Origin of the sequence: Psychrobacter muriicola 2pS (genome assembly GCF_904846535.1) — a bacterium.
GTDB lineage: Bacteria > Pseudomonadota > Gammaproteobacteria > Pseudomonadales > Moraxellaceae > Psychrobacter > Psychrobacter aquimaris.
Window position 1 is genome coordinate 488,652 of the sequence record NZ_CAJHBC010000001.1, and the last position, 25,125, is coordinate 513,776.

At 43.2% G+C, this 25,125-nt stretch carries 19 protein-coding genes; 9 read left to right on the top strand and 10 right to left on the bottom strand.

Annotated features, from left to right (window positions below; all coding sequences use genetic code 11):
* Positions 1-115: 115 nt before the first annotated feature.
* Positions 116-1,723: an inorganic phosphate transporter gene (locus JMX93_RS02040; protein ID WP_443558605.1), complete on the bottom strand. Its 1,608-nt coding sequence runs from the start codon at positions 1,721-1,723 to the stop codon at positions 116-118.
* Between the two features lie 627 nt (positions 1,724-2,350).
* The gene (locus JMX93_RS02045) at positions 2,351-4,036 is read right to left on the bottom strand and encodes an ATPase (RefSeq protein WP_499203692.1); all 1,686 of its coding nucleotides are present in this window, start codon (positions 4,034-4,036) and stop codon (positions 2,351-2,353) included.
* Positions 4,037-4,308: 272 nt separating this feature from the next.
* On the opposite strand from JMX93_RS02045, the gene JMX93_RS02050 reads away from it, so the two are divergent.
* The 5 genes from JMX93_RS02050 to JMX93_RS02070 all read left to right on the top strand — a co-directional run bounded on the left by JMX93_RS02050 (position 4,309) and on the right by JMX93_RS02070 (position 10,404).
* Entirely contained in the window at positions 4,309-5,019 is a 711-nt protein-coding gene (locus JMX93_RS02050; protein WP_496191320.1) for an FFLEELY motif protein, read from the top strand.
* A gap of 340 nt (positions 5,020-5,359) precedes the next feature.
* Complete coding sequence (ubiE, locus tag JMX93_RS02055; RefSeq protein ID WP_404816035.1) at positions 5,360-6,223, top strand: bifunctional demethylmenaquinone methyltransferase/2-methoxy-6-polyprenyl-1,4-benzoquinol methylase UbiE; 864 nt, start codon at positions 5,360-5,362, stop codon at positions 6,221-6,223.
* Between the two features lie 94 nt (positions 6,224-6,317).
* Positions 6,318-7,022: a ubiquinone biosynthesis accessory factor UbiJ gene (locus JMX93_RS02060; protein ID WP_499203693.1), complete on the top strand. Its 705-nt coding sequence runs from the start codon at positions 6,318-6,320 to the stop codon at positions 7,020-7,022.
* A gap of 120 nt (positions 7,023-7,142) precedes the next feature.
* Positions 7,143-8,804: an ABC1 kinase family protein gene (locus JMX93_RS02065; RefSeq protein ID WP_499203694.1), complete on the top strand. Its 1,662-nt coding sequence runs from the start codon at positions 7,143-7,145 to the stop codon at positions 8,802-8,804.
* 184 nt (positions 8,805-8,988) lie between these two features.
* Positions 8,989-10,404: an FAD-binding oxidoreductase gene (locus JMX93_RS02070; RefSeq protein WP_499203695.1), complete on the top strand. Its 1,416-nt coding sequence runs from the start codon at positions 8,989-8,991 to the stop codon at positions 10,402-10,404.
* 169 nt (positions 10,405-10,573) lie between these two features.
* Here the strand turns inward: JMX93_RS02070 and ruvB are convergent, their stop codons facing one another.
* The 5 genes from ruvB to JMX93_RS02095 form a co-directional block, all read right to left on the bottom strand.
* Positions 10,574-11,554 carry a Holliday junction branch migration DNA helicase RuvB gene (gene ruvB, locus JMX93_RS02075; protein ID WP_045447074.1) on the bottom strand — a complete coding sequence of 327 codons (981 nt, stop codon included), beginning with the start codon at positions 11,552-11,554 and terminating at the stop codon, positions 10,574-10,576.
* Positions 11,555-11,915: 361 nt separating this feature from the next.
* Complete coding sequence (ruvA, locus tag JMX93_RS02080; protein ID WP_443510787.1) at positions 11,916-12,536, bottom strand: Holliday junction branch migration protein RuvA; 621 nt, start codon at positions 12,534-12,536, stop codon at positions 11,916-11,918.
* Positions 12,537-12,633: 97 nt separating this feature from the next.
* A complete protein-coding gene (gene fba / locus JMX93_RS02085; RefSeq protein WP_193011192.1) occupies positions 12,634-13,671 on the bottom strand; it encodes a class II fructose-bisphosphate aldolase in 1,038 nt (345 codons plus the stop codon).
* A gap of 483 nt (positions 13,672-14,154) precedes the next feature.
* The gene (locus tag JMX93_RS02090) at positions 14,155-14,520 is read right to left on the bottom strand and encodes a hypothetical protein (RefSeq protein ID WP_443214346.1); all 366 of its coding nucleotides are present in this window, start codon (positions 14,518-14,520) and stop codon (positions 14,155-14,157) included.
* 259 nt (positions 14,521-14,779) lie between these two features.
* Complete coding sequence (locus JMX93_RS02095) at positions 14,780-15,994, bottom strand: phosphoglycerate kinase (protein WP_499203696.1); 1,215 nt, start codon at positions 15,992-15,994, stop codon at positions 14,780-14,782.
* 339 nt (positions 15,995-16,333) lie between these two features.
* Here JMX93_RS02095 and JMX93_RS02100 point away from each other — a divergent pair, with 339 nt between their 5' ends.
* Positions 16,334-16,663, top strand: coding sequence for a TraR/DksA family transcriptional regulator (locus JMX93_RS02100; RefSeq protein ID WP_499203697.1), 330 nt, complete (start codon positions 16,334-16,336; stop codon positions 16,661-16,663).
* A gap of 49 nt (positions 16,664-16,712) precedes the next feature.
* Here the strand turns inward: JMX93_RS02100 and JMX93_RS02105 are convergent, their stop codons facing one another.
* Together JMX93_RS02105 and JMX93_RS02110 are read right to left on the bottom strand one after the other, a co-directional pair.
* Positions 16,713-17,381 carry a thiamine phosphate synthase gene (locus tag JMX93_RS02105; protein WP_499203698.1) on the bottom strand — a complete coding sequence of 223 codons (669 nt, stop codon included), beginning with the start codon at positions 17,379-17,381 and terminating at the stop codon, positions 16,713-16,715.
* Positions 17,382-17,525: 144 nt separating this feature from the next.
* Positions 17,526-18,596 carry a serine hydrolase gene (locus tag JMX93_RS02110; RefSeq protein WP_193011188.1) on the bottom strand — a complete coding sequence of 357 codons (1,071 nt, stop codon included), beginning with the start codon at positions 18,594-18,596 and terminating at the stop codon, positions 17,526-17,528.
* A 428-nt stretch (positions 18,597-19,024) separates the two neighbouring features.
* On the opposite strand from JMX93_RS02110, the gene JMX93_RS02115 reads away from it, so the two are divergent.
* The 3 genes from JMX93_RS02115 (at position 19,025) to JMX93_RS02125 (ending at position 23,335) form a co-directional block, all read left to right on the top strand.
* Positions 19,025-19,660, top strand: coding sequence for a response regulator (locus JMX93_RS02115; protein WP_443510790.1), 636 nt, complete (start codon positions 19,025-19,027; stop codon positions 19,658-19,660).
* Positions 19,661-19,756: 96 nt separating this feature from the next.
* Complete coding sequence (locus JMX93_RS02120) at positions 19,757-21,550, top strand: sensor histidine kinase (protein WP_499203699.1); 1,794 nt, start codon at positions 19,757-19,759, stop codon at positions 21,548-21,550.
* Between the two features lie 84 nt (positions 21,551-21,634).
* Positions 21,635-23,335 carry a sigma 54-interacting transcriptional regulator gene (locus JMX93_RS02125; protein ID WP_499203700.1) on the top strand — a complete coding sequence of 567 codons (1,701 nt, stop codon included), beginning with the start codon at positions 21,635-21,637 and terminating at the stop codon, positions 23,333-23,335.
* A gap of 90 nt (positions 23,336-23,425) precedes the next feature.
* On the opposite strand, the gene JMX93_RS02130 is transcribed toward JMX93_RS02125, so the two are convergent.
* Positions 23,426-24,928, bottom strand: a complete 1,503-nt coding sequence (locus JMX93_RS02130) for a S41 family peptidase (protein WP_499203701.1) — start codon at positions 24,926-24,928, stop codon at positions 23,426-23,428.
* Positions 24,929-25,125 lie beyond the last annotated feature (197 nt).

Here is a 25,125-nt window from a genome sequence, read left to right on the forward strand (position 1 = left end):
TTTTTTGTGTTGTTCAATAAAACAATTAAATCTCGCTATCAAAGTCTTATTGAACAACTATACCGCTTTAATTTTAAAAAACACTACTTTAAAACATGGCTTTAATCGTGCTATTTTAAAAAATATTGATTAACAAAATGTAGCTAATAGCAGACATTGCCGCCGCGGCAGGGAGAGTGATCACCCATGCTAAACCGATAGGTTTCATCAGTGCCCAATTGGTATCTCTATTGACAATACCGATGCCAAGTACCGCGCCAACTAAGGTGTGTGTACTTGAGACTGGCAGCCCCATAGTAGACGCCCCCATCACCACTGCAGCAGCAGCCAATTCAGCTGAAAATCCAGAAGCTGGATGCATTTTTGCCAAATTGGTACCGACCGTTTGAATGACTTCTTTACCGATGAACCAAAGACCGACGATAAGCGCAACACCAAAGGTCAACATCACCGCAGGTGGTACGGCGGCTTCGGTGGCAATGCTATTGGTACGAATAACATCCATAATCGCAGCAAAAGGACCAACCGCGTTGGCAATATCATTTGAGCCATGACTAAAGGCAAAAGCGGAGGCGGTAAAGACCTGCATCCAGCTAAACATAATAAACGTTGCTTTGGTCAAATCCTCTTTATGCTTACCACGGATACTCTTCGTATAGATAAAGGTCGCAAGCCACACCAGCGCCGCGATCATACCCATGATTAAAAAGCCTTGCAGCGTCGTCATGCCATTATTGACATTCTTTAAACCCTTAAAGATGACCAAAGAAGCCATGACCGCGCCACCAGCAGCCGCAATGATAGGTACCCATTGCTTCAATGCTTTTAGGGTATCAAGGTTGCTGCGCTCGTTTTCAATTTCATAAAGCTGCTTGTAATAATCGGTTTCTAAGTCTTCAACGACGCAATCATCATCTTTGTAAATTTCTTGATCACGTAACATCGCTGACGTATAGGCCAGCTGTTCTGATTCTGTTAGACCATCCAAAAATTCTTTATGGTTTTGTTTTAAGGTTTTTTTGTCGGCTTTCAAAGTCGCAATATGCGCCTCTGTTTTATCATTATATTCAATGATGTTTTTCTTAATCTGTCCATATAATAAATAGGATAAAACGCCGCCCAATAGCGGTGATAATACCCAAGAAATCGCGATGGTGCCAATCGTACCCCAATTCACCGTTGATAATGCCATTTCGGTACCACCTAACGTGATACCCAATACAATAGAGCTACCAACAACGCCGCCAATAATGGCGTGAGTGGTCGAAACGGGCAGACCCTTTTTGGTGGCAAATAATAGCCAGAATGCGGCAGCGATGAGCGCTGACAGCATGACATAAATGAACTGGTTGGGCGTTACTGAAAGACCATCTAGATCGACAATGCCGCTCCGAATGGTATCGGTTACTTCACCACCTGCCAGTACGGCTCCCGACACTTCAAATATCGCTGCGATGCCCAATGCTTGCGGAATGGTCAACGTCCCTGCACCCACTGAGGTACCAAAGGAGTTGGCGACATCATTACCACCAATATTGAATGCCATAAAGACACCAAAAGCGGTAGCTACAATAAATAGCGTCGTCTGCTGACGCATCGTGTAATCTAGACCCCACCACAAAAAGTAGGCGGTCATCGCAATCAGTAAAATGGCAAAAAATAGATTTATTCTCATAGAGCCGACTGATTTGACTGGCTCTGTAGAACTGCTGCTAATACCCATACGTTGATACGTCCTGCGTAAGCTGATTGAAATTATATGCGGTTAATGACATTGCGCGACTATTAATGATGCTAATGTTAGCTTCTAACATTAATATAGCGTATATAAAACACGCAACATGCTTGCTAAAAAACGGTTTTTCTTACTGCTATTTTGATGAACTATCCTAGCGCTTACCTTTACTTAATCATATGTGATTTTGCATAAAGGCAGTAAATAAGGTAAAACACATCACTCAATATGTCACAAAGCCGCAAGTGATATTGCCAAATCCTCTGATTACAGCATCTTGCGGCTTAGATATGTCGTAGTGATAACTTTGGTGTTAATAACTGCAATTGTAAAAAACTGTGCTAGAGTTATTAACATATCTGTGTCAAAGAATAAAAAACACTCTACTCACTCAGTGAGTTTCGTGCATAGCAGAAGCTATTGCGCGCCTATTATATTAAATATATGCACATAATGCATGATGATATTGCAAGATTTGTAACTGCCAGCATCTGAATCAGATAACATCCTTATGCAATGGTCGATTATACTCTTTTTGCATGGATACCTTTAACGTTAAATACATACTTATGGCGCTTTATAACCAGCGCCCCTAATTTATCCAACAATCATGTATTAGCTGCTACATACTGCTAATAATTGCTTAATCGCATGATCTAAAACATCCAAACGCGCTTGACGTTTTTCATTGGTCGCGATGACGCACCACGGTGCGTGCTCTGTATCGGTACGTGCCAGCATATCAGCCGCAGATTGTACGTATTCAGACCACTTTTTACGGTTGCGCCAGTCATCGTCCGTCAGTTTAAATTGCTTGTGCGGTGTCTCCTGACGAGCTTCAAAACGTTTAAGTTGTTCTTTTTTATCGATAGCCAACCAGTATTTGATAACGATTGTTCCTGCCGCGGCTAGATCCGCCTCAAAACGATTGATTTCGTCGTAAGCACGCTGCCATTCATCATCAGTAGCAAACCCCTCAATACGCTCAACCAAAACACGTCCATACCAAGTTCGATCAAAAATGGCGATACGGCTAATACGGTCGGTTTGCTCGTTTGGTAGTTTGGTCCAAAAACGCCATAGATAAGGATGTTGAAGTTCATACAACATTGGCGCACTGATATTATAAATTTGATACTCGCGTGGGTCGAGCGGCGCAACCAACCTTTTAATCGCGCCACCTTTGCCTGCAGCATCCATCCCTTCAAAGGCAAAGACGATATGGCGACCTTTGCGCGCACGTAGCAACTGCGCAAGGCGCGCTTGTTTTTCTGCTAACGCATCACGGTAGTCCGACTTATCAATATCTGCATCATCAATGTCTATTAAAAATTTAGGAATTTTTACAGGTTCAAACTTTGCTGATTTGAATGCTTGCTTGGCTTGCTTCTTAGTCTCTGATTTATCAGAGGTTTTTTCGGTATTGATGTTACTACTTGCTAGCGCGGTTTGCATCGCTTGTAGCACTTCATGGCAGAATTGGTCAGCAGCATCTGACTTGTCATCACCATCAATGATGATCCAGTCATCTTGTTGGCGTAGCAGAATGGTAGCCACTTCATTAAAGGTTTCGACAACTTTTTTACTATTCCAATCAATTTGATACAAAAATTTCGGATCGGCTTCACCGTTCTTTAACCGCTCCTGTAACGTTTCAATATCAACATGGAACCAGCATTTAAGCAGTCGGGTTTGATTGGCGACTAGGTCTTGTTCAAATGCTTGCAGCTTAAGAAGCTGCTGCTGCAAATACGCTTGCCATTGCGCAATCGGTAATACCTTGTCGTTGACTGATTTTTTATCTTTTGATTTTGAATTTTTTGACGGTTTCTTATCGTCGTTACTGGCTGACGTTGCCAGACGCATGACGTTATAAAGCAAGTCAGCATACCAGTTACCAAAATAAACCATCACATCGCCATGACGGGGTAGCGCCTTGGTATGTACCTGCCAAATCGGCTGATACGCTAAAGGACAATCACCAATGGTTGCCTCAACCTTGAGTAGCCGAGGATCTACCCATTGGCGCAATTGTTTAACAGCAGTGCCCTTGCCTGCCTGCTCCATACCATTGACCAACACCAACAGCCCTGTTGGTTTATTGAGGGTTGGCGGCGTCTGTTGGCGCGTTGCTCGTAGGGCATATTGGGCCGTGACCAGTGCCAATCTAAGCGCATCCTTATCCATAGAAAAGTGACTCAGGGGATTAGGGGTTAAGCGCTCATCGACAATCTGCTCACTAAATTGTGCACTGACTGCTTGTGGTGCGTTAGGTGCAGTCGTATTATTATTTTTACTCATAACTGTCATCATCCTATGATTGAAAGCGTGTCAGCTTCATCATAGCATTTGACCAATTCGGTAAATAACGCTGCTATGTAACAGTTTGACATTTGTATTCTGCTTTATTTTCTTTTAAGGTGAACGCAATCTAAGATACATGCTGTAATCACTTTGTATAAATACCACAAGTTTGTATAAATGCAAAAACCAAAAGTATAATACACGATTCCTCTTGACCCTTTTATTCGCAACCTTTTAACCCTCTTTACTTTTATGCAGGTTTACTTACCATGGCCTCTTTAGCCGATTTACAACAACATTTGAACCGTTTTTGGGCACTGCCTTATCATGACGACTTGGCATTAAGTGCCAAACTCAGTGAGGTGCAAGCCTGGCAACGTGGCCGTATTCAGAACACTCATAAAGACTTGTTTGAGCAACCTCAAAACCAACTAATGGCAGATTATTTTTTAACACAACTGTATGGCGGCGATGAGTTCAAATTATTAGCCAAACAGTTAGAACGCATTGTGCCTAAAGCGCAAAAAGTCGAGCGTTTCGCGCCAGCAGCGGCGTTAGAAACTGGCAGCATGGCGATACAAGCAGCTATTTTAGCGATAGAGCTAGATTTACATTTAGCCGAATGGCTATTGGCTCAAGATTTAGCCGTTAATGAAGACACCATGCTGGCCGCTTATCGGGTGGTCGATGAAGCCGACATCAGACGTATCCAAATTGGTCACTTAAAAGAGGTCTGCTATCGTACCGATAAATATATAAACTCTTTTATGTTGCAAAAAGCTTTTGCCTTGGCCAAAGGCACCGCCTACCGTTATAACTATCAACCCTTGTATGAATTTATTAGTGCTGGATTTATCGCGATGCGTCCGTTAGACAGTGTCAGCGGTTTCATCGAACCGTTTTGTGAGCGTGAGCTTGAGATTATTGACCGTGTTCATGAGACGGATAATGGCGGTAAGCCAATGACGTTTGGTGTATGATAGGACGCATCATTTGCTTGGTTAGCTGCTATTTTATACCTTTCAAATAAACAATCATAAAAGTGAATAATAGGATAATGCTATGACCGATAATATCGATAATAACAACGCTCATCTCGATCACAAACCTACGATCAATGGTCATTTACAAGATAAACTGGTCAGAGACAGCATCACCCACAATCAAAATATCACGGCACAAGTGCAAGCACGTCAAAGCTATGAGACTAATACCACGCTTAATACGGGTATTGATGCTGGCGTCGAAAACAGCAAGAGAAATAACTTTACACAAGTTCAAGACCTACCAACGGGAACGCCACAAGGCCAACAAACCACTATGCCAAATAATACTACCAGCAACAACGTAGACAATGCATCTGTACAAGCACAAACTGCCAAGCAAACGCTTTTTAACCAGCGTGATGATATCAATAATCCGCATACGCCTGATACGGATGGTAATGAAGAAACGCATTTTGGCTATAAGACCGTCAATAAGGCTGAAAAACAAGCGCGTGTCGCCGATGTTTTTACCTCAGTTGCCAAAAAATACGACATCATGAACGACTTAATGTCTTTTGGTATTCATCGCTTATGGAAGCGTTATGCGATTAGCTTATCAGGCGTGCGTGCGGGTCAGCATGTGCTTGATATCGCTGGTGGTACAGGTGATTTAGCCAAAGTCTTTAGCCGTGAAGTCGGCAAAAACGGTCATGTGGTGTTATCAGATATCAATGCCGCCATGCTAGAAGTCGGTCGTGAACGCTTAATCAATGCTGGCTGCAATAACGTTGATTTTGTACTTGCCAATGCAGAAACACTCGCGCCATTTGATGACAATAGCTTTGATTTGGTCACTATCAGCTTTGGTCTACGTAATGTCACGGATAAAGACGCTGCTTTAAAATCTATGTATCGCGTGCTTAAGCCAGGTGGTCGTTTATTGATTTTGGAGTTCTCCAAGCCAGTATTTGAGCCATTGTCTAAAGCCTATGACTTATACTCATTTACCGCCTTACCTATTATGGGCAAGTTGATTGCCAATGATTCTGAGAGTTATCAATACTTGGCTGAATCGATTCGTATGCATCCTGATCAGCAGACGCTGAAACAAATGATGCAACAAGCGGGTTTTGAGAACTGTGATTATCATAACTTGACTGCTGGTATCGTAGCCGTGCATCGCGGCTTTAAAGCATAACGATAAAAAATACTAATACCCGATAGTCGTGACCATTAATCCTGACAAACCATGCGCTTTTCTAAAGGCGCTCAATTGAATATGCGAGAGCCTTATGCTGACTGTTCTACTTTTGGCGGGTGCCGAAAAGCTGATTAACTTTGCCATTGCTAGTGATGAGATTACCAAATCAGGATTGGCACCGCTTGCTGGCAAAGTGTTGCGACTCAACATGGCAATGCCTGAGATTAGTTTGGATATTTTATTTACCCATGAGCATTTGCGTTTTGAGCCAGTGACGACCGATAGCGTGTTTGAGCAAAGTGGCGCTATGAACGAGCGCCAAAAAGCCAGTATGGAGCGCGCACGGCTCGGTCATAGTCGTCCAGACTGTACCATTACTGTAGATAACCCAGCGCAACTGCTGAATCTGATGCGCGGTACCGAGGGCAACTTGCCTGTCGCGGGTGATTACAAGGTACTGATGCAGCTTAAACAACTGGTCGCGGGCTTTGACCCAGATGTCGCAGGACAGCTTGAGCCATTTATTGGTAAACCGATGGCCAGTCAGTTGCATCTGCTTATATCGCAGCTTAAAGGCAGCTGGCGCCATAGTGCCAAACGCGCTTTTGATGATGTCAGCGACTGGGCCAATGATGTGGTAGGAAATAGTGTTCCCGATCCTATCGAGGTGGCAGAAGTAAACGACCTTAAGCAGCAACTATTAAAACTGCGAGCTGATGTCGAACGTGAAGAGGCCAAACTTGCTGCTATCAAAGATGAACAGGCACGTTTTCTCAATAACTCGTTTCATCAATAGCTTCTGCCGTCGATGATAGCTCAATCCTATCATCGACAGCACTTTTTATAGACAAGCACAGTTTATAGATAAGTACTGCGCCTACCTTATTTTCGACTTTCTTTAGAGTACCTATATCTCATGCTATTATCTCATCGCGCCCGCTTACTTGAGCTTTGGCGCATCGCCGCAACTTACCGTATTGATACTCACCTTTCTATCGAAGACGCGCCACAGCTGCAACCTTTGGCGCGTTTAATTCGCCTACATCCAGCTGCTTGGGGTAAAAAACATCAACCCAATGCCATTAAGTATGCGCTTGAAGACATGGGCACGCTGTTTTTAAAGCTTGGCCAACTACTGTCAACGCGTCGCGATTTAGTGCCGCCTGAGATTATCGAACAATTGGTTCAGCTACAAGATAAAGTCAAACCTTTTGATTCTGATGTAGCCATCACCCAAATCCAAGACCCCAAACACGGTCTCGGTCAACCAATTGGCACACTGTTCGCACGCTTTGATGTCAAACCTCTAGCGGCGGCTTCGATTGCCCAAGTGCATACTGCTGCATTGCATGATGGTCGTGAAGTGGTGGTAAAAGTGGTGCGTCCTGATATCCGCACCACCATCATTACTGATTTTGAGCTACTACGTGAGCTGGCCAATTGGGCATCAGCGCGTATTGAAGCGGCGCGTGCCATTCATATAATCGATATTGTCGAAGACTATCGCCAAGTGATGTTAAACGAGTTGGATTTGACGTTAGAGGCAGACAATACCACTCAGATGCGCAACAACTTCTTGGGTTCCGCATTGATGTACGTACCAGAAGTCTATGATTCCGCCAAAAATGTGATGGTCATGGAGCGTATCCAAGGCGTTCCTATCTCGCAAATTGAAGTGTTTGATCAGCTTGGTTATGACCGAGCAGCACTAGCAGAAAAAGGCTTAACGATATTTTTTACCCAAGTATTCCGCGATAACTTTTTTCATGCCGATATGCATCCGGGTAATGTATTCGTAGAGACCCCGCCCGTTAAAACGCTCACTGCAGACATGGCAGCGGTTGACTTAGGGCACGAGCCGCGCTATATCGGGCTTGATTGCGCCATTATGGGTACGCTATCAAAAGACGATCAGCTTATCGTCGCGCGGATGCTGTTGGCGGTGATGAATAATAACTTTACGGCGATGGTTGATATTGTCAGTAGAGCGGGCTGGATTCCACCAAATACAGACAAGCATGCCCTAATGCGCGATATGAAACGCACTGTTGGTCCAATGCTGCAAAAGTCTATTAATGATATCGACTTTGCTGGTGTCTTAATGCAGATTCTAGATATTGCCCGTCGTCACCATATGAGTATACCACCGCAACTCATGCTGCTATTGAAGACCTTGGTACATGTCGAAGGGCTTGGTCGCGACTTGTATCCTGACCTTGATATCTGGTCACTTGCCAAGCCGATTTTAAGTAGTTGGATTAAAGAGCAGCTCGATCCGATGCGTAATTTACAACATTTACGCCAGCAGTTACCAGAGATTTTATTATCTACAACGGATATTCCCAAGTTGCTGGATCAAGGCTTACAAAGCCTTGCCTCACAAGGGTCGCGCCAAGACAGTCAACTGCGAGAAATACAGCAAATTCGAGCGGATATGCTCAATGATCGCCGCCGAGATTGGTTGGCGCTTACTGGCTTTGCCATTTTCATTGCCATTGCAACACAGGTTGTTGGCTGGCTCTCGCCTATCTTTTATGTATTGGCTATTTTGGTTGTCGTTTGGCGTATTTTAGCTTAACGCTCTATTATTTTTAATAAAAATAAGTATTGGTTAATAGTCAGTACTATCTAGTATTTATTCAATAAGCTCCCACTCACTTTCATTGCTTTTTAGCGACATTTAAGTGAGTGAGAGCTTAGCTTTTACATTACCTCATTTTTCATTGGCTCGGTAAAGAAGACACCCTATGTAGGAGTCACCTATGTCTACCTCTAAATTATCTATTGCTAAAAAAGACCACAGCGAAGCCATTGCTGCCTTACAAACCCGTTTCGGTAAACACCTTACTACCAATATAACGGTACGTGAACAGCATGGACATACGATGACGTGGCTTGCCAATCAGCCACCCGATGCCGTCTTGACAGTACAAGATAAGCACGAGGTAGCAGCTGCGGTTGAGATTTGCAATCAGTATCAAATGCCAGTGATTGCATTTGGTATTGGCTCATCCTTAGAAGGTCAATTAAATGCCCCGTATGGTGGATTATGCATCGATATGTACTCGATGGATGCAATATTGCAAGTCAATAATGAAGATCTGACGGTGACCGTACAACCAGGCGTCACACGTGAGCAGCTCAATCATTATTTACGTGATACAGGACTATTTTTCCCAATAGATCCGGGTGCCAATGCCAGTATCGGCGGTATGGTCGCTACTCGCGCCTCAGGCACCAATGCGGTACGTTATGGCACGATGAAAGATGTGGTACTCGCGCTTGAGATAGTCACCGCGAGTGGAGAGATTGTCCGCACCGGTAACCGTGCCAAAAAATCTGCCGCTGGTTATGACTTGACCAGATTAATGATCGGCTCAGAGGGGACACTTGGTATCGTCACAGAGATCACGCTGAAATTGTTTGGCATTAGCGAGTGTATTGGCAGTGGCATTTGCCACTTCCCAACGATTGAGGATGCCTGTCAAGCAGTAATGCTGACCATTCAAATGTGCTTGCCGATTGCGCGTATTGAGCTGCTCGATGCGATGCAAATCAAAGCCTGTAATCAATATGCCAATCTTGATCTGGATGAGACGCCTACCCTATTTGTAGAGTTTCATGGCACAGATGCCAGCGTCGCTGAACAAGCTCAAATCTTTACGGATATTATCGAAGAATTTGGCGGTCGTGACTTTGCTTGGGATACCAATGAAGCGGAGCGCAAACGTCTGTGGCAGGCACGGCACAACGCTTATCATGCCAGCTCTGCTCTACGTCCTGAAGCCAGCGCCTTATCGACGGATGCTTGTGTGCCCATTTCACGCTTGGCTGAATGCGTCAGTGCGACAGCAAAAGATATCGAAGCATCAGGCATGATTGGGCCTATCGTCGGTCACGTTGGCGATGGTAATTTTCATGTTTTGTTATTGGTCGATACTGAAAATCCTGAAGAAATTGCTACCGCTGACGGCATTATCAGCCGCTTAGCTACCCGCGCTATTGAAATGGATGGCACTTGTACAGGCGAGCATGGTATCGGGCAAGGCAAACAAAAATATATGCAGCAAGAGCACGGTAACGCCTTAGTGCTGATGCAAGCGATTAAGTCAGCCCTTGACCCTAAAAATATTCTCAACCCTGGGAAAATATGGCCTGAAGCTTTATCTAGTAGCTAATAGCTTTATGGCTAAATTATATTAAAATCAAGAAAAAAGTGCCTACCTTTAATCTCTTAATTAAAGGTAGGCACTTTTTTTCACAAAAATTAGAGTAGCAAGAAAAACAAGTCATACAGCTAGTAGGCTAAGTAAGTTTGACACCGTTAATCATATTTTTGGATAGGTATTATAACATTTGGTCAATCGCCATTTGGGTCAGTACGCGTCCACGAGCTGTACGTAATACATAGCCTTGCTGAATAAGATATGGCTCAATCACATCCTCAAGCGTACCACGATCTTCCGCCATCGCCGCTGCCACTGCTTCCACACCTGCAGGGCCACCATCAAAGCGTTCGTGCAATATTTCAATATAACGTCTGTCCAAATGATCAAGACCACGTCTATCAACTGCCAGCATATCGAGCGCACTGCCAGCAATCGCGCCATTGATACTACCATCACCTCTCACTTCAGCATAATCCCGCACACGGCGTAATAGTCGATTGGCAATCCTTGGCGTACCACGCGCACGGCGAGCAATCTCCACCGCGCCATCTTCGCTCATCGGCACACGCATCAAACGTGCAGCACGACTCACAATTGTGGTCAAATCAGCAATATTATAAAATTCGAGTCGCTGCACAATACCAAAACGATCACGGAGTGGCGACGTTAACAAGCCTGCTCGCGTGGTTGCCGCAACTAAGGTAAAAGGCGGCAAATCAAGCTTGATAGAGCGTGCCGCAGGTCCTTCACCAATCATAATATCCAGCTGAAAATCTTCCATGGCGGGGTACAGTATCTCTTCAATAACGGAACTCAATCGATGAATTTCGTCGATAAATAGTACATCACCCTCTTCTAGATTGGTCAGCATGGCTGCCAAATCACCGGGGCGCTCAAGCACAGGTCCTGAGGTAGAACGCAAGTTACCACCCATTTCACGAGCAATAATATTGGCAAGCGTCGTTTTTCCAAGACCGGGCGGACCAAAAATCAAAGTATGATCTAATGCCTCGCCCCGACCACGTGCCGCGCCAATAAACACTTCCATTTGTTCACGTACCACTGGCTGACCAATATATTCAGCCAATAATGCCGGTCGAATATTAGAATCAGGCGCATCGCCTGCCCCTTCGAATGGATTAATCAAACGATCTTGCATCATAGGTTTTATCATTATATTAAAAAATTAGGTATAAATAGCATAACCAAACGCTACGTATAAGTCATGCAAAACATCATAAAGCAGCTACTAAATAAAGCACAGCCTAAAACGAAAATAAGCGACAATGAATGTCGCTTATCTGTTTAAGAATTATTGATACTTATTAGGGCGTGTCCTCATTTTAAAAATGGTGATAAAAATGAGATAAATTGCCGTCAAACAAGGAAAGTAGCGCAAATAATATCAAGATATTGATAAGCTATTTGACGATGTTTGGCAAAATTTAGCCATTTTTAGCCCATTTAGAAAGTAATCGATTGAATTGAGGACACGCCCTAATAGTAGTGAGCTGAATAAATCAAAAGCCTGACAGCTGTTGCAATGTGGCTTTTAGCAAACCTTGAGTATCGGCAAAGGTATCGCCATTACTTTTAGCAGCTTTAATCGCTTGCTGAGCTTCTCTTTCTTTATAGCCCAAGCTCATCAACGCGCCTTCTACCTCAGCGATGATGCTGCCCTCGTGAGACACCTCAGCAGGTTGAATGGCAAACTCTAAATTACTGCTATCAACTTCAATATTTTTCAGCTTATCTTTTAGCTCAATCAATAAGCGCTGCGCTGTCTTTTTACCAATACCCGGAATACGGGTTAATGCTGTCTCTGACTCTTGCTCGACATGCATCTTTAGCTCAGCAGCTGACATCGCAGATAGCATTGCTAACGCCATTTTTGCGCCAACGCCATTGATCTTGATCAATTGACGAAAGACATCGCGCTCTTTGCGATCGATAAAGCCATAAAGCAGCTGCGCATCTTCACGCACATGAAAATGCGTCCAAATGCTCGCCTGCTCATTGAGACGCAACTGGCAAAATGACGGTAGCGGCAGCTCAATATCATAGCCGACACCAGAGGTGGTCATGACACAGGCAGTCGGTGCCATCAAATGCTGCACTTGACCGCTAATCAATCCAATCATAATCCACTACCTCTGTTAGAGCTATTATAAAAAATGAGCCTAGTTGCTATTTAATATAGCTATTTAATAACTAGCCACTACCTCTTAGTAATTAAGCTTATTTATAAAAATCAACCATACCTTCAAGGCTAATTGGGCGAATTTTATGGGCTTGACCAGCAGAACCGAAGGCTTCAAATCGATTGGTACAGATATCTGACATCGCAACCATAGACGCTTTAAAGTATTTACGTGGATCAAATTCGCTCGGGTTTTCTACAAGGAATTTACGGATAGCGCCTGTTGATGCCAAACGTAAATCGGTATCGATATTTACCTTACGAACGCCATGCTTAATCGCTTCAACGATTTGCTCAACCGGTACACCGTAAGTCTCACCTATGTTACCACCATTTTCATTGATAACTTTTAACCACTCTTGCGGCACTGATGAAGAGCCATGCATAACAAGATGGGTATTAGGAATACGGGCATGGATTTCTTTGACACGCTCAATGGATAAGATGTCGCCTGTCGGTGGACGCGTGAATTTATAAGCACCATGACTGGTACCGATGGCAATGGCTAACGCATCGACGTTAGTGTCTTTAACGAACTGTTCTGCTTCATCAGCACTGGTCAATAGCTGCTCGTGATCCAATACGCCTTCTGCACCAGAGCCGTCTTCTTCACCAGCCATACCGGTCTCAAGACTACCCAAGCAACCAATTTCACCTTCTACTGAAACACCGCACGCGTGTGCCATCTTGACAACTTCGCGAGTCACGCTAGCGTTGTAATCATAGTCCATTGGCGTTTTGCCGTCTTCACCGAGCGAGCCATCCATCATCACTGATGAGAATCCAAGCTGAATTGAGCGTTGGCAAATCGCTGGTGACATACCGTGATCTTGATGCATGACTACTGGAATATGTGGCCACTCTTCGATCGCAGCAATAATCAGGTGACGCAAAAATGCAGAGCCTGCATAACTACGTGCACCGGCACTGGCTTGAACGATAACAGGTGAGTCACAGGCGTCGGCCGCCATCATGATTGCACGCATCTGCTCTAAGTTATTGACATTAAAGGCAGGGACACCGTAATTATGCTCGGCGGCGTGATCTAGAAGTTGACGTAACGATATTAAAGCCATAAGACGCTCTCTGATTAAATTTTGAATATGATATTAAGAAGTCATTCTTAAAAATACGATGTTGCAACAATTGCCCTAAAACCCTAGCCTTATAATAGCCAGACCAGCAAAAAACCGGTGTTTTTTGATCGTAATTATTACGCCGTGATTATAGCAAAAATTGCCACCGCTTCGTAGCAGTTAACCGACTATTTCTTTCTTTACTATATTCACAAAAAAGAATGATAGCGAGTTTATATAAAGGAACTTGATAGGTTCAATATGATACGTAACTGATTGAAAAAACCGATAAGCCTCGTGCGTTATATTTTTTACTGACCAACCTCTAAATTATGATTTTAAATACAAAAAAGCCTTGGCTATCACCAAAGCTTTTTAAATATTTTGAGGGCTTATACAGCAATCGCCAAATCAATAGCCAATTCATCAATCGATAAATTAACAGATCAGCTGCTTATTTTCAATTGCTCATGTATTGATAAATTAGTACTGCTGCTCTGCTTCTACTGCATTTTCACTGGCTTTATCCTCAACAGCAGATGCGCCATCGGCAACCACTTCAGCAGTACTGGCAACGGCTTCATTTGCGCCTACCACAACTGCTTCACCAGTGTCTTCTAGCGCATTGGTAGCAGCAACACCAGCAGTTTCAGCGCCTTCGGCAACTTCAGTACCAGCATCCTTTGCAGCAACTTCAGCTTCAGCAGCAACGGCTTCTGTTTCAACAGCGACATCATCACCAGCAGACTCAACAGCTGCTTCGGTGTTTTCTTCTGTTTGTTGGCTACATGCAGTAATTGCAAAAGTACCAGCAAGTACGCTAGCAAGTAATAAATGGCGTTTTAACATAATAAACCTCTCATAAATAAAGCATGTCAAATACATGATTTTCGCTATTTTATATAGTACAAATTAGACATGCAATCATAATTTTCATTATAGAAACAAATAATTACTACTTAATAATAATCAGTGACCACTCTCGCTTATTGCTCTTAAAACAATAAGATAAGAATAATAGCCAAAATATTATTAATACAGCGTACATTAGATGGGGAGGTTAAATTGTACGGCTAATGTTACTCATCTGCTAAGTATCGTTAAAGCGTTACGCATCAACTTGTAGAGCAGCAACCGCAGGTAATATCTTGCCTTCTACAAACTCTAAAAATGCACCGCCACCCGTTGACATGTAGCTAACGCCATCTGCTACTTGATATTTATCAATCGCAGCAAGCGTATCACCACCACCAGCAATCGAGAAACCTTGGCTATCTTTAACGGCATTTGCCACGATTTGCGTACCCTGACCAAACGCATCGACTTCAAAAACACCGACCGGACCATTCCATAAGATAGTTTTTGCGTTGATAATGGCATCCGCCAGTTGCTTAGCACTTTCTGGGGCGATATCCAATATCATGTCATTTTCGCCAATCGCGTCGACAGATTTTATAGTCGCAGTGGCTTGTTGTAATGAGCCAGTAAAATCAGCAAAATCAATCTCATTTTTATCAGCGACCACAACATATTTAGGCAGTAAAATCTCAGTCTTAGTCATAATGTCACGAGCTGTCTCAACCAAGTCCGCTTCATAAAGTGATGCACCAACGCTATGACCTTGCGCGGCTAGGAAGGTATTCGCAATACCGCCACCAACGATAATCTGTGAGCATAATTCAGACAAACTGTGCAGCACTTCTAGCTTTGTCGATACTTTTGAACCACCAACGATTGCCAACATTGGCTGTGCTGGGGTCTCAAGTGCCAAGCTTAACGCATCAAGCTCAGCCGCCAATAACGGCCCTGCACAAGCTGTTTTTCCTGCTTGATGCATGGCTTGGGTAACGCCTTCTGTCGATGCCTGTGCGCGATGTGCTGTGCCAAACGCATCCATTACGAATACATCGCATAAGTCAGCGTATTTCTGTGCTAAATCTGCATCGTTTCTCTTTTCGCCCTGATTAAATCGTACGTTTTCTAGTAGCACTACCTCGCCTGCTTTAATCGCCACGCCCTCAGTAAGATAGTCCTTGTTTAAGCTAACTGGCTTTGATAGTTGCGTGGCTAGTTTATCGCTTAAATACTTAGCCACTGGTGCTAGCGAATATATCGGCTCAGGACTGCCTTCAGTGGGACGTCCCAAGTGCGAACAAACAATAACGGCCGCGCCTTGTTCTAACGCCATCTTAATCGTAGGCAAGCTGGCTTGTAGACGCGCATCGCTGGCGACTTTACCGTCTTTAATAGGCACATTGAGATCTTCACGAATCAACACCACTTTATCCGTTAAGCTCAGCTCACTCATACGCAAAAAATTCATTACCTGCTCCTATGTATCATCTTTTGTTAATCTATCGGTTGGCTTTTTACTCATTACTGAAAAATATTTATCAAATTAGTTATTCTTTCCTGTGGCTTTATAAAAAAGTGACCAAGCAAGAATTTGAGGCGGTGTATTCTAGCAGTTTTCTAGCACGTGCTCATAAAGAACGTGCCATTAAATTTTACTCAGTAGGTTATAACTAAAGCCCACTGACTTGATTTTAATAAAAAATCAGTAACATTTCGTGGTGGCACTTAGTAATAAGCCTGTTTATGATGCTATTAGCACGGATAATAAATAATGCTAACAATAAAAATAACCCATTAGGAGAACCCCATGAGTATCGACCTTCAGACTGCTAAACAAAACCTACTAGCACTCAAAGAAGAATATGAAACTCGCATTAATAAAATCGAAGATCATATCCAAAACCCGCAAGACGACCTCAATGAGCATTGGGAAGACCAAGCCATCTCTTATCGTCAAAACGACATGCGTACAAATTTGATGGTTGAAGCCCGTCAAAGTTTGATCTATGTCGAAAATGCATTAAGCCGTATTGAAAATGGGACTTATGGTAAATGTGAAGTCTGCGGTGAGCAAATTGAAGAGCAACGCTTACAAGCACTGCCTTACGCTACACTATGTATGGAACATGCTGAATAACGACCCATTTTTATTCTAAAACATCCATTCCAAATCAAAGTTCCAGTGATCAAGTAGGCGTTTTCCATTGAGAGAACGCCTGCTGCCATTGTTTACAGCGCGCAGCGATTTGATCCACGGGCAAATCCATAATATCCCCAACGACCGCCACGTAAGTAATGGGCAAACCTGCCAGCTCGGTGACATTTTCTGCCGTCAAGCCACCGATGACACATATCGCTATATTTTGCTGACAGCCATCCATGAGCTGCTGGCGCGAGATAATATTGGCGTTAGGTTTTGTATTTGAGGTAAAAATCGCACCCATAGCGGCATAGCTTACGCCCTCGTTTTTTGCTTCTTCAACCAGTTCTATCTTGCCATGACAAGTGCGTCCGATCATTTGGTTGGCATGTAGTTCGTGCTTAGCATCAGTGACTTCGCCATCTTGTTGACCCAAATGCACACCAACGCCGAGCTTGGCAGCCAGTTTAATATTGTCATTGATGACGACTGGTACGTGGTACGCTTTCGCCAACTCAACTATTTGTCTAGCCTCTTCGTATAGACGAGACTCACCATCAGGTAGCGCCAATATCTGCTTGCGACGGATTTGTAACAACGCAATGAATCCTGTCGCCAATGCGGCTTCTAATTTCTGGTAGAGAAGTACAAACTCATCATCATTGGTAAGTAAGTATAGCTTTGGCGCTGCTATAACAGTCAGTGCTTGAGTCATATAGTTTTTCCTTGGGCATGTGCTCTTATTTTTATCCGATTTAGATATCCACCGATTGAGTTGAGAACACGCCCTAAATTCAACACAATAAAAAGGCTGTTATATTGAATAACAGCCTTTTTTATAAATACTAAAACAGTAATACTACACCGTGCGACGTGTCGCTAAACTGTTTAAAATGTTTTTAGCATCACCCCAACGTGTGGCTGAGCTGTTCGCTCCTAAGATGACAATAATTGCTGGACGGTTATTCACACGTGTTTCCATGACCACACAACGGCCAGCTTCATTGATGAAACCTGTTTTTGAGATACCAATTGGATAATCACCAGCACGAACCAAGCTACTGGTATTATTGGCTTTATACGTACGGTTACCGCTTGAATAGTTTGAAACGAAAAAGTCATAACTCTTGGTAGTAGAGAAACGGCGAATCACATCGTAATTACCCGCGGCACGTACCATTTTAACCAAGTCATTTGATGAAGCCACATTACGTTTATCAAGACCCGTTGGATCGCCAAAGAACGCAGTAGTCATACCCAGATCTTGAGCCTTTCGATTCATGGCACGTATAAAAGCACTGTAGCCACCTGGATAATTACGCGCTAAACTCTTTGCTGCTGGATTTTCTGATTTCATTAATGCCATCAGCAACATTTCAGCACGATTCAAACGGTCGCCTGATTTAAGGTTAGAGCTGGCACGCTTAGGACCAACGAAATCTTCTGGATCGAGTGTGAGCTCTTCACGCATATCGAGACCAGCGTCCAATACCACCATAGCCGTCATAACTTTAGAGATACTGGCCATGGGACGCGCTATATCAGCATCTTTTTCATAAATAGATTCGCCTGTTTCAGCATCGATGACCGCGACACTACGCGAGTCAGTGCTGATAGGTATCATATCACTGCTACCAAATGAGCCACGATACGTCGTATTGTAACTGTTATTGCTGCTACCAAAGCTATTGGCATTAGTGATGCTGGTCGTACCATTGCCAGTATCGACTTTCTTGATAGCTGAACCATTGGACTTGTACATAATGTTGCGTGCTTCAGACAGACTATCGGCACCGCCCCAACTCATGCGAGCACTAGAACTATTGTCAGCGCTACCATTAATAGTAAGTGCGGCTTGTGCAACACTGCCCAAACTCAATGAAATCATAGCAGCGATTAATTGCTGTTTGGTTAATGGTAGTTGCTTCATTATGCCTCCTGCTGTCGCGATGCTGTTAATTAGAGAATCAGTTACATACTAACCAATAGCAACAACGTACGTAGCGTTTATGAATGGGTTTATAAGTACTCGTATAGAGTTTTTGTATTTTTAGTGTATCATGGTTTGCATTTAAGTTTACTGTATCAAAATGATTTAATGGTTTATTTTGACCTAATTCAAGTTTTGCTACAACCACTTTATATTGTAGAAACATTGACTCACATTTCAGCAATATATTTTAACTTTGAACACTGTGATTATCCGTATTTTGTCATATTAAACAACGGTATCTATCTAATATGTTAGCAGCATTTCACCTTTTTCAAAAACTAAAAAATGACTCTGATGGCCTTATTTTTCTTGTCATTTAGTGTCAATAAAAGCCTTCATTCTGACAAATAACAAAGAGTATCGTTATGATTAAAGTACTGGTAGTAGATGATCATGATTTGGTAAGAATGGGTATTAGCCGTATGTTGTCAGACAGTGTCGATATCGAAGTAATCGGCGAAGCGGACAGCGGTGACATGGCCATCAAATTGGCCAAACAATTGCGTCCTGATGTGGTTTTGCTTGATGTCAATATGCCTAATATTGGTGGGCTTGAAGCAACCAAACGCTTAATTCAGCTGGATATGGGTATCAAGATATTGGCCGTCAGCAGTATGTCAGCACAGCCTTACCCTTCTATGCTCATCAAAGCTGGCGTCAACGGTTACATCACTAAAGGCACGCCACTCGATGAGATGATTCGCGCTGTCAAAAAAATCTATCAAGGTGGTCGTTATTTTAGCCAAGATGTTGCTGAACAACTCGCTGATGTCTTACTGTCGGATAATGCCAACTCACCTTTTGACTTACTAAGTGATCGTGAAAAACAGGTGGCGATGATGGTCGTGAACTGTCAAAGCCCGCAGCAAATCGCCGACCAGCTATTTGTCAGCGTCAAAACCATCAACACTTATCGCTATCGTATTTACGAAAAAGTCGGGGTGGATAGTGATGTGAAGTTAACACATTTGGCCATTCGTCATGGTCTGATTCAGCCATAAATCATTAGGCCGTATCCTCAATTCAATCGATGGACATCTACATGGGCTAAAAATGAGGATACGCCCTAGCAACTGTTCCTTTATTGCGGTCAATCTATGAAGCCTGCTACTAATATTATCTCTGCTGTTACTCACTATTTGCATCGCGATGACACGCTATCACCACCTCAGTTACGCAGGTTAGGGCTTATCTATAGCAGTTACCGCTTTGCCGTTAGTCTGTTTTCTCTACTGATGGTGTATATCACCGCTCACTCTGACAACAGCCTCTCTCTACCAAGCTTCTTACAACAAACGACTCTTAGCTTTTATCTCCTGCTTAGCCTCATTTTACTCGGCTTGTTTTATGTTGTTAATCAACAAATGCGGCGGCAGTTGGCCTTCGGTTTAGTATTAGATGTCATTATATTAAGCTTGTTATTATATACAGCAGGCGCGCCTGATTTACAGTTGACCATGCTTTATATGGTGGTAGTCGCAGCAAGCTTTATGTTGCTACACGGCTCACAAGCTTTGATTATTACCCTACTCGCTATTATTTTTGTCATTTATCAGCAATTCTTTTATGCCATTGCCAATAGCATGAGTTTGGCAAATTTAGGGGATGCTTTGCTCATGTCAGCCAGCTTTTTGGCGGTTGGCGGTTTGAGCTGGTCCATCTCACAGCGCTTAGTACAACTTGAGAAAGTAGCAGCGAGACACGCTAAAGAGGTTGAACGATTAAATGTCATCAACCAAGAAGTCATCACGCAAATGGTTAATGGTGTCATCGTCATTGACAAACAGCATATCGTCTTAGCAAACCTTGCCGCTCACCAACTACTCAGCCTTTCGCAAATCCCTTCCACATCATTGCACAACGCCTCTATTGACACAAAAGGTACTCGAAACAATACTCGCAGTGCGCTCTTATCTAACTTTCAACAACAGCTTAGCCAACAACATACGCAGCTATTTAAAGCTTGTTTGTCGGTAGCGGTCGGCCAATCACGCACCTTTACTTATGATTTGCCTGCAGTCGCAAACGCTTCCATATTTGGTAAACTGCGCGTACAAATCATTCCATTAAAGGATGACAGCAAACTGATAATGCTAGAGGACTTACGCCGTGAACAAGCCAACGCCCAACAGTTAAAGCTGGCTTCTTTAGGGCAATTGACGGCGAGTATCGCCCACGAAATAAGAAACCCTTTGGCAGCAATATCACAAGCCAGTCAATTATTAATGGAAGATGCTATAGAAGCCAATGTAGCAGTCGATACAGCAAATAATACAATAACGGCGAATATCTCAAATGATGATATAGCCGCGAATCATGAGCTTTATCAAATGATATTTTCGCAAACAAAACGCGTGAATCGGATTATTGAAGATGTACTAAAACTGTCTCGCCAGCAAACCGCAAACCAGCAGGCGATCGTATTGGCAGACTGGATGCCAACATTCTTAGAGAACTACTTTCAAGGACACGATGTCTTTCTACGGGTAAAAACTCAACCGACCATATCATTCGACACACACCAATTAGAGCAAGTCTTAATCAATTTAATTAACAATGGCTTGCGTTACAGTAGCTACGCCCACCCTCATGCCTATGTGGAAATCGAGATTTATTGTGCGGATAACGATGTTATAATTGATATTCTGGATGCTGGCCGTGGGGTGAGCGCCAAAAATATAGAACATTTGTTCAATCCATTTTTTACGACAGATCAGGCAGGTACAGGCTTGGGACTGTATTTATCACAAGCTTTTTGTGAGGCCAACCAAACTCGCTTGCTTTATATTCCTGAACATGAGAAAACCTGTTTTCGCTTGATAGCACCTGCTGTTAGCGCTGATACCAATGTAAATAAAATTGAAAATAACGTTAATACCAGTATTTTATAAATATTAACGTCATATGGAATACTTTGCCATTAAGGCCTCTTGGTTTTTACCATTTTATAGCTACTGAATACGATGAGATGATGTATGACAACAACCGCGCTAGTCGTTGATGACGAAGTGGATCTGTGCCGATTGATGCAAATTACTTTGACCAAAATGGGCATTAAAAGTGATGTAGCATATACTCTGTCACAAGCAAGATCATACTGGCAAGACAATAATTACGATTTTTGTCTGACCGATTTAAAGCTGCCTGATGGGTCAGGACTAGAGTTAGTAAAAGAAATCAGCAATAGCTCTAGTACCCCCATTGCCGTTATTACTGCTCATGGCAGTATGGATCTCGCCATTGAGGCATTGAAGCTTGGTGCTTTCGACTTTGTGAATAAACCTCTTGAGTTACCGCGCCTACGTCAACTGGTGCAAAATGCTTTAAAAGTTATTCATCAAGATAATGAAGCAAAAACCACAGCTGAATGCTCACCTGAACAAAAACTGTTAGACAGTAGGCTCATTGGTGATTCTGCTGTGATGCATCCGCTGAAAAATACTATTTTAAAATTGGCACGCTCACAAGCACCCGTATTTTTGTCAGGCGCTTCGGGTACTGGTAAAGAAGTGGTTGCCCGATTGATTCATGATTTAAGCCCACGCCGTGATGGTAGCTTTGTGCCAGTAAACTGTGGAGCAATACCATCAGAGCTGATGGAATCAGAGTTTTTTGGTCATAAAAAAGGTAGCTTTACAGGGGCTGTCGCTGACAAGCAAGGGCTATTTCAACAGGCCAATGGCGGCACGTTATTTTTAGACGAGGTGGCAGACTTGCCTTTAGCCATGCAGGTAAAACTACTGCGTGCCATTCAAGAGAAAACGGTGAGAGCCATTGGTGATACCAAAGAGGTTCCTGTAGATATTCGTATCTTGTCCGCCACCCACAAAAATTTAAACCAACTGGTACAGGATGGGGCATTTCGACAAGATTTATACTACCGTATCAATGTGATTGAATTAAAACTGCCAACGCTCAATGCGCGTCGTGATGACATTCCTGTATTAGCAAAGCACTTTTTAGCATTAATTGCTGATGAATGGCAGTTAGAGAACCCTCCAACACTTACCATCGAGGCTTGTGAGCGTTTGCAAGATCATAACTTTGCGGGCAATGTCCGTGAACTACGTAACGTCCTTGAACGTGCCGTCACCCTAGCAGAGACGCCGTACATTGACATCAGCCATTTGGGTTTGCCTGATATTGATATGACTCATCACCGTGCAGCCTCTCAAGATCAGAGTGAGCCAGCAGTTATTGATAAAACTCAACATTCTGAGCGTCAAACAAACAATCAAATGGTCGCTCAATCGATAGAAAGTAGAGAAAAAATCATTCAATCCATGGATGAGACCATAGCGCCACAAGCCAAGCAAGTGACGACCAATTTGCACCCTTATCGTACTAATGCTCAGCACTACCCTTCTATGATACAACGCTCGGCAAGTAATCATGCTGAAAGCTCAAACCATACACCCCGTCATAATCATAAAGAATCTGCCACTCATCAATCTATTCTGCAAGGACGTGATGAAAAAACAATTCTAAGCGAATTAGAGGATGGCCAACTGCCATCTCAAGGGTTAGAGCATTACCTACAAGAACAAGAAAAACAGTTGATTATTACCGCACTAAAACAAACTGCTTGGAATAAAACGCAAGCCGCTGAACTACTAGGCACCACTTTTCGCTCTTTGCGCTATCGCATGAAAAAACTAGAGATAGCTGAGGATTAATTTGAGTCATAGCATTCGCCATTTTTGAATAACGACAAATGATGATATTTTAACGTTAATATATCGTGCTAGCCTATCTTTAAACGATCTTTATTGAACCTTATTGCCTGCCATCGCTTTATCCTCTTTGGCAGGTTTTCGGACAAAACGAATGCCCGAATCAAGGGCTTTTGTTTTTAGTAAAGCGAGCGCTTGCTGCTCCCATGTACTTTCACTACCTGACAAAGTCATGTCAGGCTCTACACCAATTCCATCGATCTTATTACCTGACGCTGTCATGTAGTTGGCGACCGTTAGTTTGACAGCCTGCTCATCATTCAGTGGGATAACCGACTGTACCGACCCTTTGCCATAGCTGACTTCACCAACAATCGTGGCACGTTTTTGCGCCTGCAAGCTGCTGGCCAGAACCTCTGCCGCTGATGCAGAATAGCGATTTTGCAACACCACCACTGGCAATGATTCAAGTGTCGCTATGCCTTGAGTAGATAGCGTACGCGTGTCACTTTGACGACCCTTTACTTGTACCACATCAGTGTCGCTCATAAACAAACTGGCAATACTCACCGCCGACGTTAACACCCCACCTGGATTATCACGCATGTCTAGCAAGACACCTGAAATAGGTGCATCTAGACCTATCAAGCCTTCCAAGAGTTTTTCACGGCTATTATTTTGAAAAGCGGGCAACTTGATAACAGCGATACCGTCAATGAGACTTGCCTCAACCGTTTGGGGGTGACTGTTATTACGCTGCAAGGTCGTGGTATGTTTACGGCGACCAGCTTTTGAGGTTACAATATCTACTTGCGTACCCGCAATCCCTGTCAGAAGTTGCTCGATATCGTTACTTTCTTTGTCTTCATCCAGCTTAAAATCACCGACTTGATGCAAATAATCCCCAACAGCAATGCCTTTTTTATCTGCAGGCGATGCATCAATAACCTCTGTAATCACCCAATAGCCATCTGTAGGCTGATAAGTGACTTTAATACCGACATCACCCACATCGCCTTCAGTAAAGGCTCGCAGGTTTTCATAAGCCTCAGCATCTAAAAATTCAGCATGGCTATCTAGCTTAGTCAACATACCACTCAACGCATTATTGAACAGCTCTTCATCGTTGACCGCATCTACATATTCACGGCGCACCAAATCCACTACCGCAACAAACGTTTTAAGCGTTTCTGGAGAAATAGCATTCAATGATACTTGCGCAACCTCAGCTGGAATACTGACATCGATCTCACCCGTATCATCGGTCAAGGCGCTCTCATCTGCGACACTGTCTATCGAATCGTCAACTTGGTCGGCTGACTCAAGCATATCAGCGATATCTGATAAATTATTAGTATCACCTTCTGTAGCTATCTCGTCGCTATTTAAGCTGATCAGTTGTAGACTGGCGGTAGGGTTATTGATGGTCGCATTAGCTGGTGATCTCGCTGCTTGTGCAACCATACTGGCAGTGCTTAGCCCAAGCAGACCTATCATTAATGCAGGTTTAAAAATAGTCGGCGCAGTCAATGCCTTCATTGCGTGTTTGCCCAATCGCTTCGTCAATGGTAAGCGCATAAAATAAATAGAACGCATAAGAGAACTCGTTTAGATAATAGAATTATTTTTATAGATATATTGATGATATTTGCCTTATAAGATAGCACCAAGAGCCAGTCTAAGACTAGGGGAGTATTGCAAGTAAAATTAACGACAAATAATATTATCTCCTCAACTTACGATCAGCAGTGTTAAACTTGCTTAGCATACGAAATATCATAATTGCTCATATT

Excerpts from the sequence above, each read along its gene's own strand:
- JMX93_RS02040 (WP_443558605.1), bottom strand. The coding sequence starts at position 1,723 with ATGGGTATTAGCAGCAGTTCTACAGAGCCAGTCAAATCAGTCGGCTCT.
- JMX93_RS02045 (WP_499203692.1), bottom strand. The coding sequence starts at position 4,036 with ATGAGTAAAAATAATAATACGACTGCACCTAACGCACCACAAGCAGTC.
- JMX93_RS02050 (WP_496191320.1), top strand. The coding sequence starts at position 4,309 with ATGGCCTCTTTAGCCGATTTACAACAACATTTGAACCGTTTTTGGGCA.
- ubiE (WP_404816035.1), top strand. The coding sequence starts at position 5,360 with ATGCCAAATAATACTACCAGCAACAACGTAGACAATGCATCTGTACAA.
- JMX93_RS02060 (WP_499203693.1), top strand. The coding sequence starts at position 6,318 with ATGCTGACTGTTCTACTTTTGGCGGGTGCCGAAAAGCTGATTAACTTT.
- JMX93_RS02065 (WP_499203694.1), top strand. The coding sequence starts at position 7,143 with ATGCTATTATCTCATCGCGCCCGCTTACTTGAGCTTTGGCGCATCGCC.
- JMX93_RS02070 (WP_499203695.1), top strand. The coding sequence starts at position 8,989 with ATGTCTACCTCTAAATTATCTATTGCTAAAAAAGACCACAGCGAAGCC.
- ruvB (WP_045447074.1), bottom strand. The coding sequence starts at position 11,554 with ATGCAAGATCGTTTGATTAATCCATTCGAAGGGGCAGGCGATGCGCCT.
- ruvA (WP_443510787.1), bottom strand. The coding sequence starts at position 12,536 with ATGATTGGATTGATTAGCGGTCAAGTGCAGCATTTGATGGCACCGACT.
- fba (WP_193011192.1), bottom strand. The coding sequence starts at position 13,671 with ATGGCTTTAATATCGTTACGTCAACTTCTAGATCACGCCGCCGAGCAT.
- JMX93_RS02090 (WP_443214346.1), bottom strand. The coding sequence starts at position 14,520 with ATGTTAAAACGCCATTTATTACTTGCTAGCGTACTTGCTGGTACTTTT.
- JMX93_RS02095 (WP_499203696.1), bottom strand. The coding sequence starts at position 15,994 with ATGAATTTTTTGCGTATGAGTGAGCTGAGCTTAACGGATAAAGTGGTG.
- JMX93_RS02100 (WP_499203697.1), top strand. The coding sequence starts at position 16,334 with ATGAGTATCGACCTTCAGACTGCTAAACAAAACCTACTAGCACTCAAA.
- JMX93_RS02105 (WP_499203698.1), bottom strand. The coding sequence starts at position 17,381 with ATGACTCAAGCACTGACTGTTATAGCAGCGCCAAAGCTATACTTACTT.
- JMX93_RS02110 (WP_193011188.1), bottom strand. The coding sequence starts at position 18,596 with ATGAAGCAACTACCATTAACCAAACAGCAATTAATCGCTGCTATGATT.
- JMX93_RS02115 (WP_443510790.1), top strand. The coding sequence starts at position 19,025 with ATGATTAAAGTACTGGTAGTAGATGATCATGATTTGGTAAGAATGGGT.
- JMX93_RS02120 (WP_499203699.1), top strand. The coding sequence starts at position 19,757 with ATGAAGCCTGCTACTAATATTATCTCTGCTGTTACTCACTATTTGCAT.
- JMX93_RS02125 (WP_499203700.1), top strand. The coding sequence starts at position 21,635 with ATGACAACAACCGCGCTAGTCGTTGATGACGAAGTGGATCTGTGCCGA.
- JMX93_RS02130 (WP_499203701.1), bottom strand. The coding sequence starts at position 24,928 with ATGCGTTCTATTTATTTTATGCGCTTACCATTGACGAAGCGATTGGGC.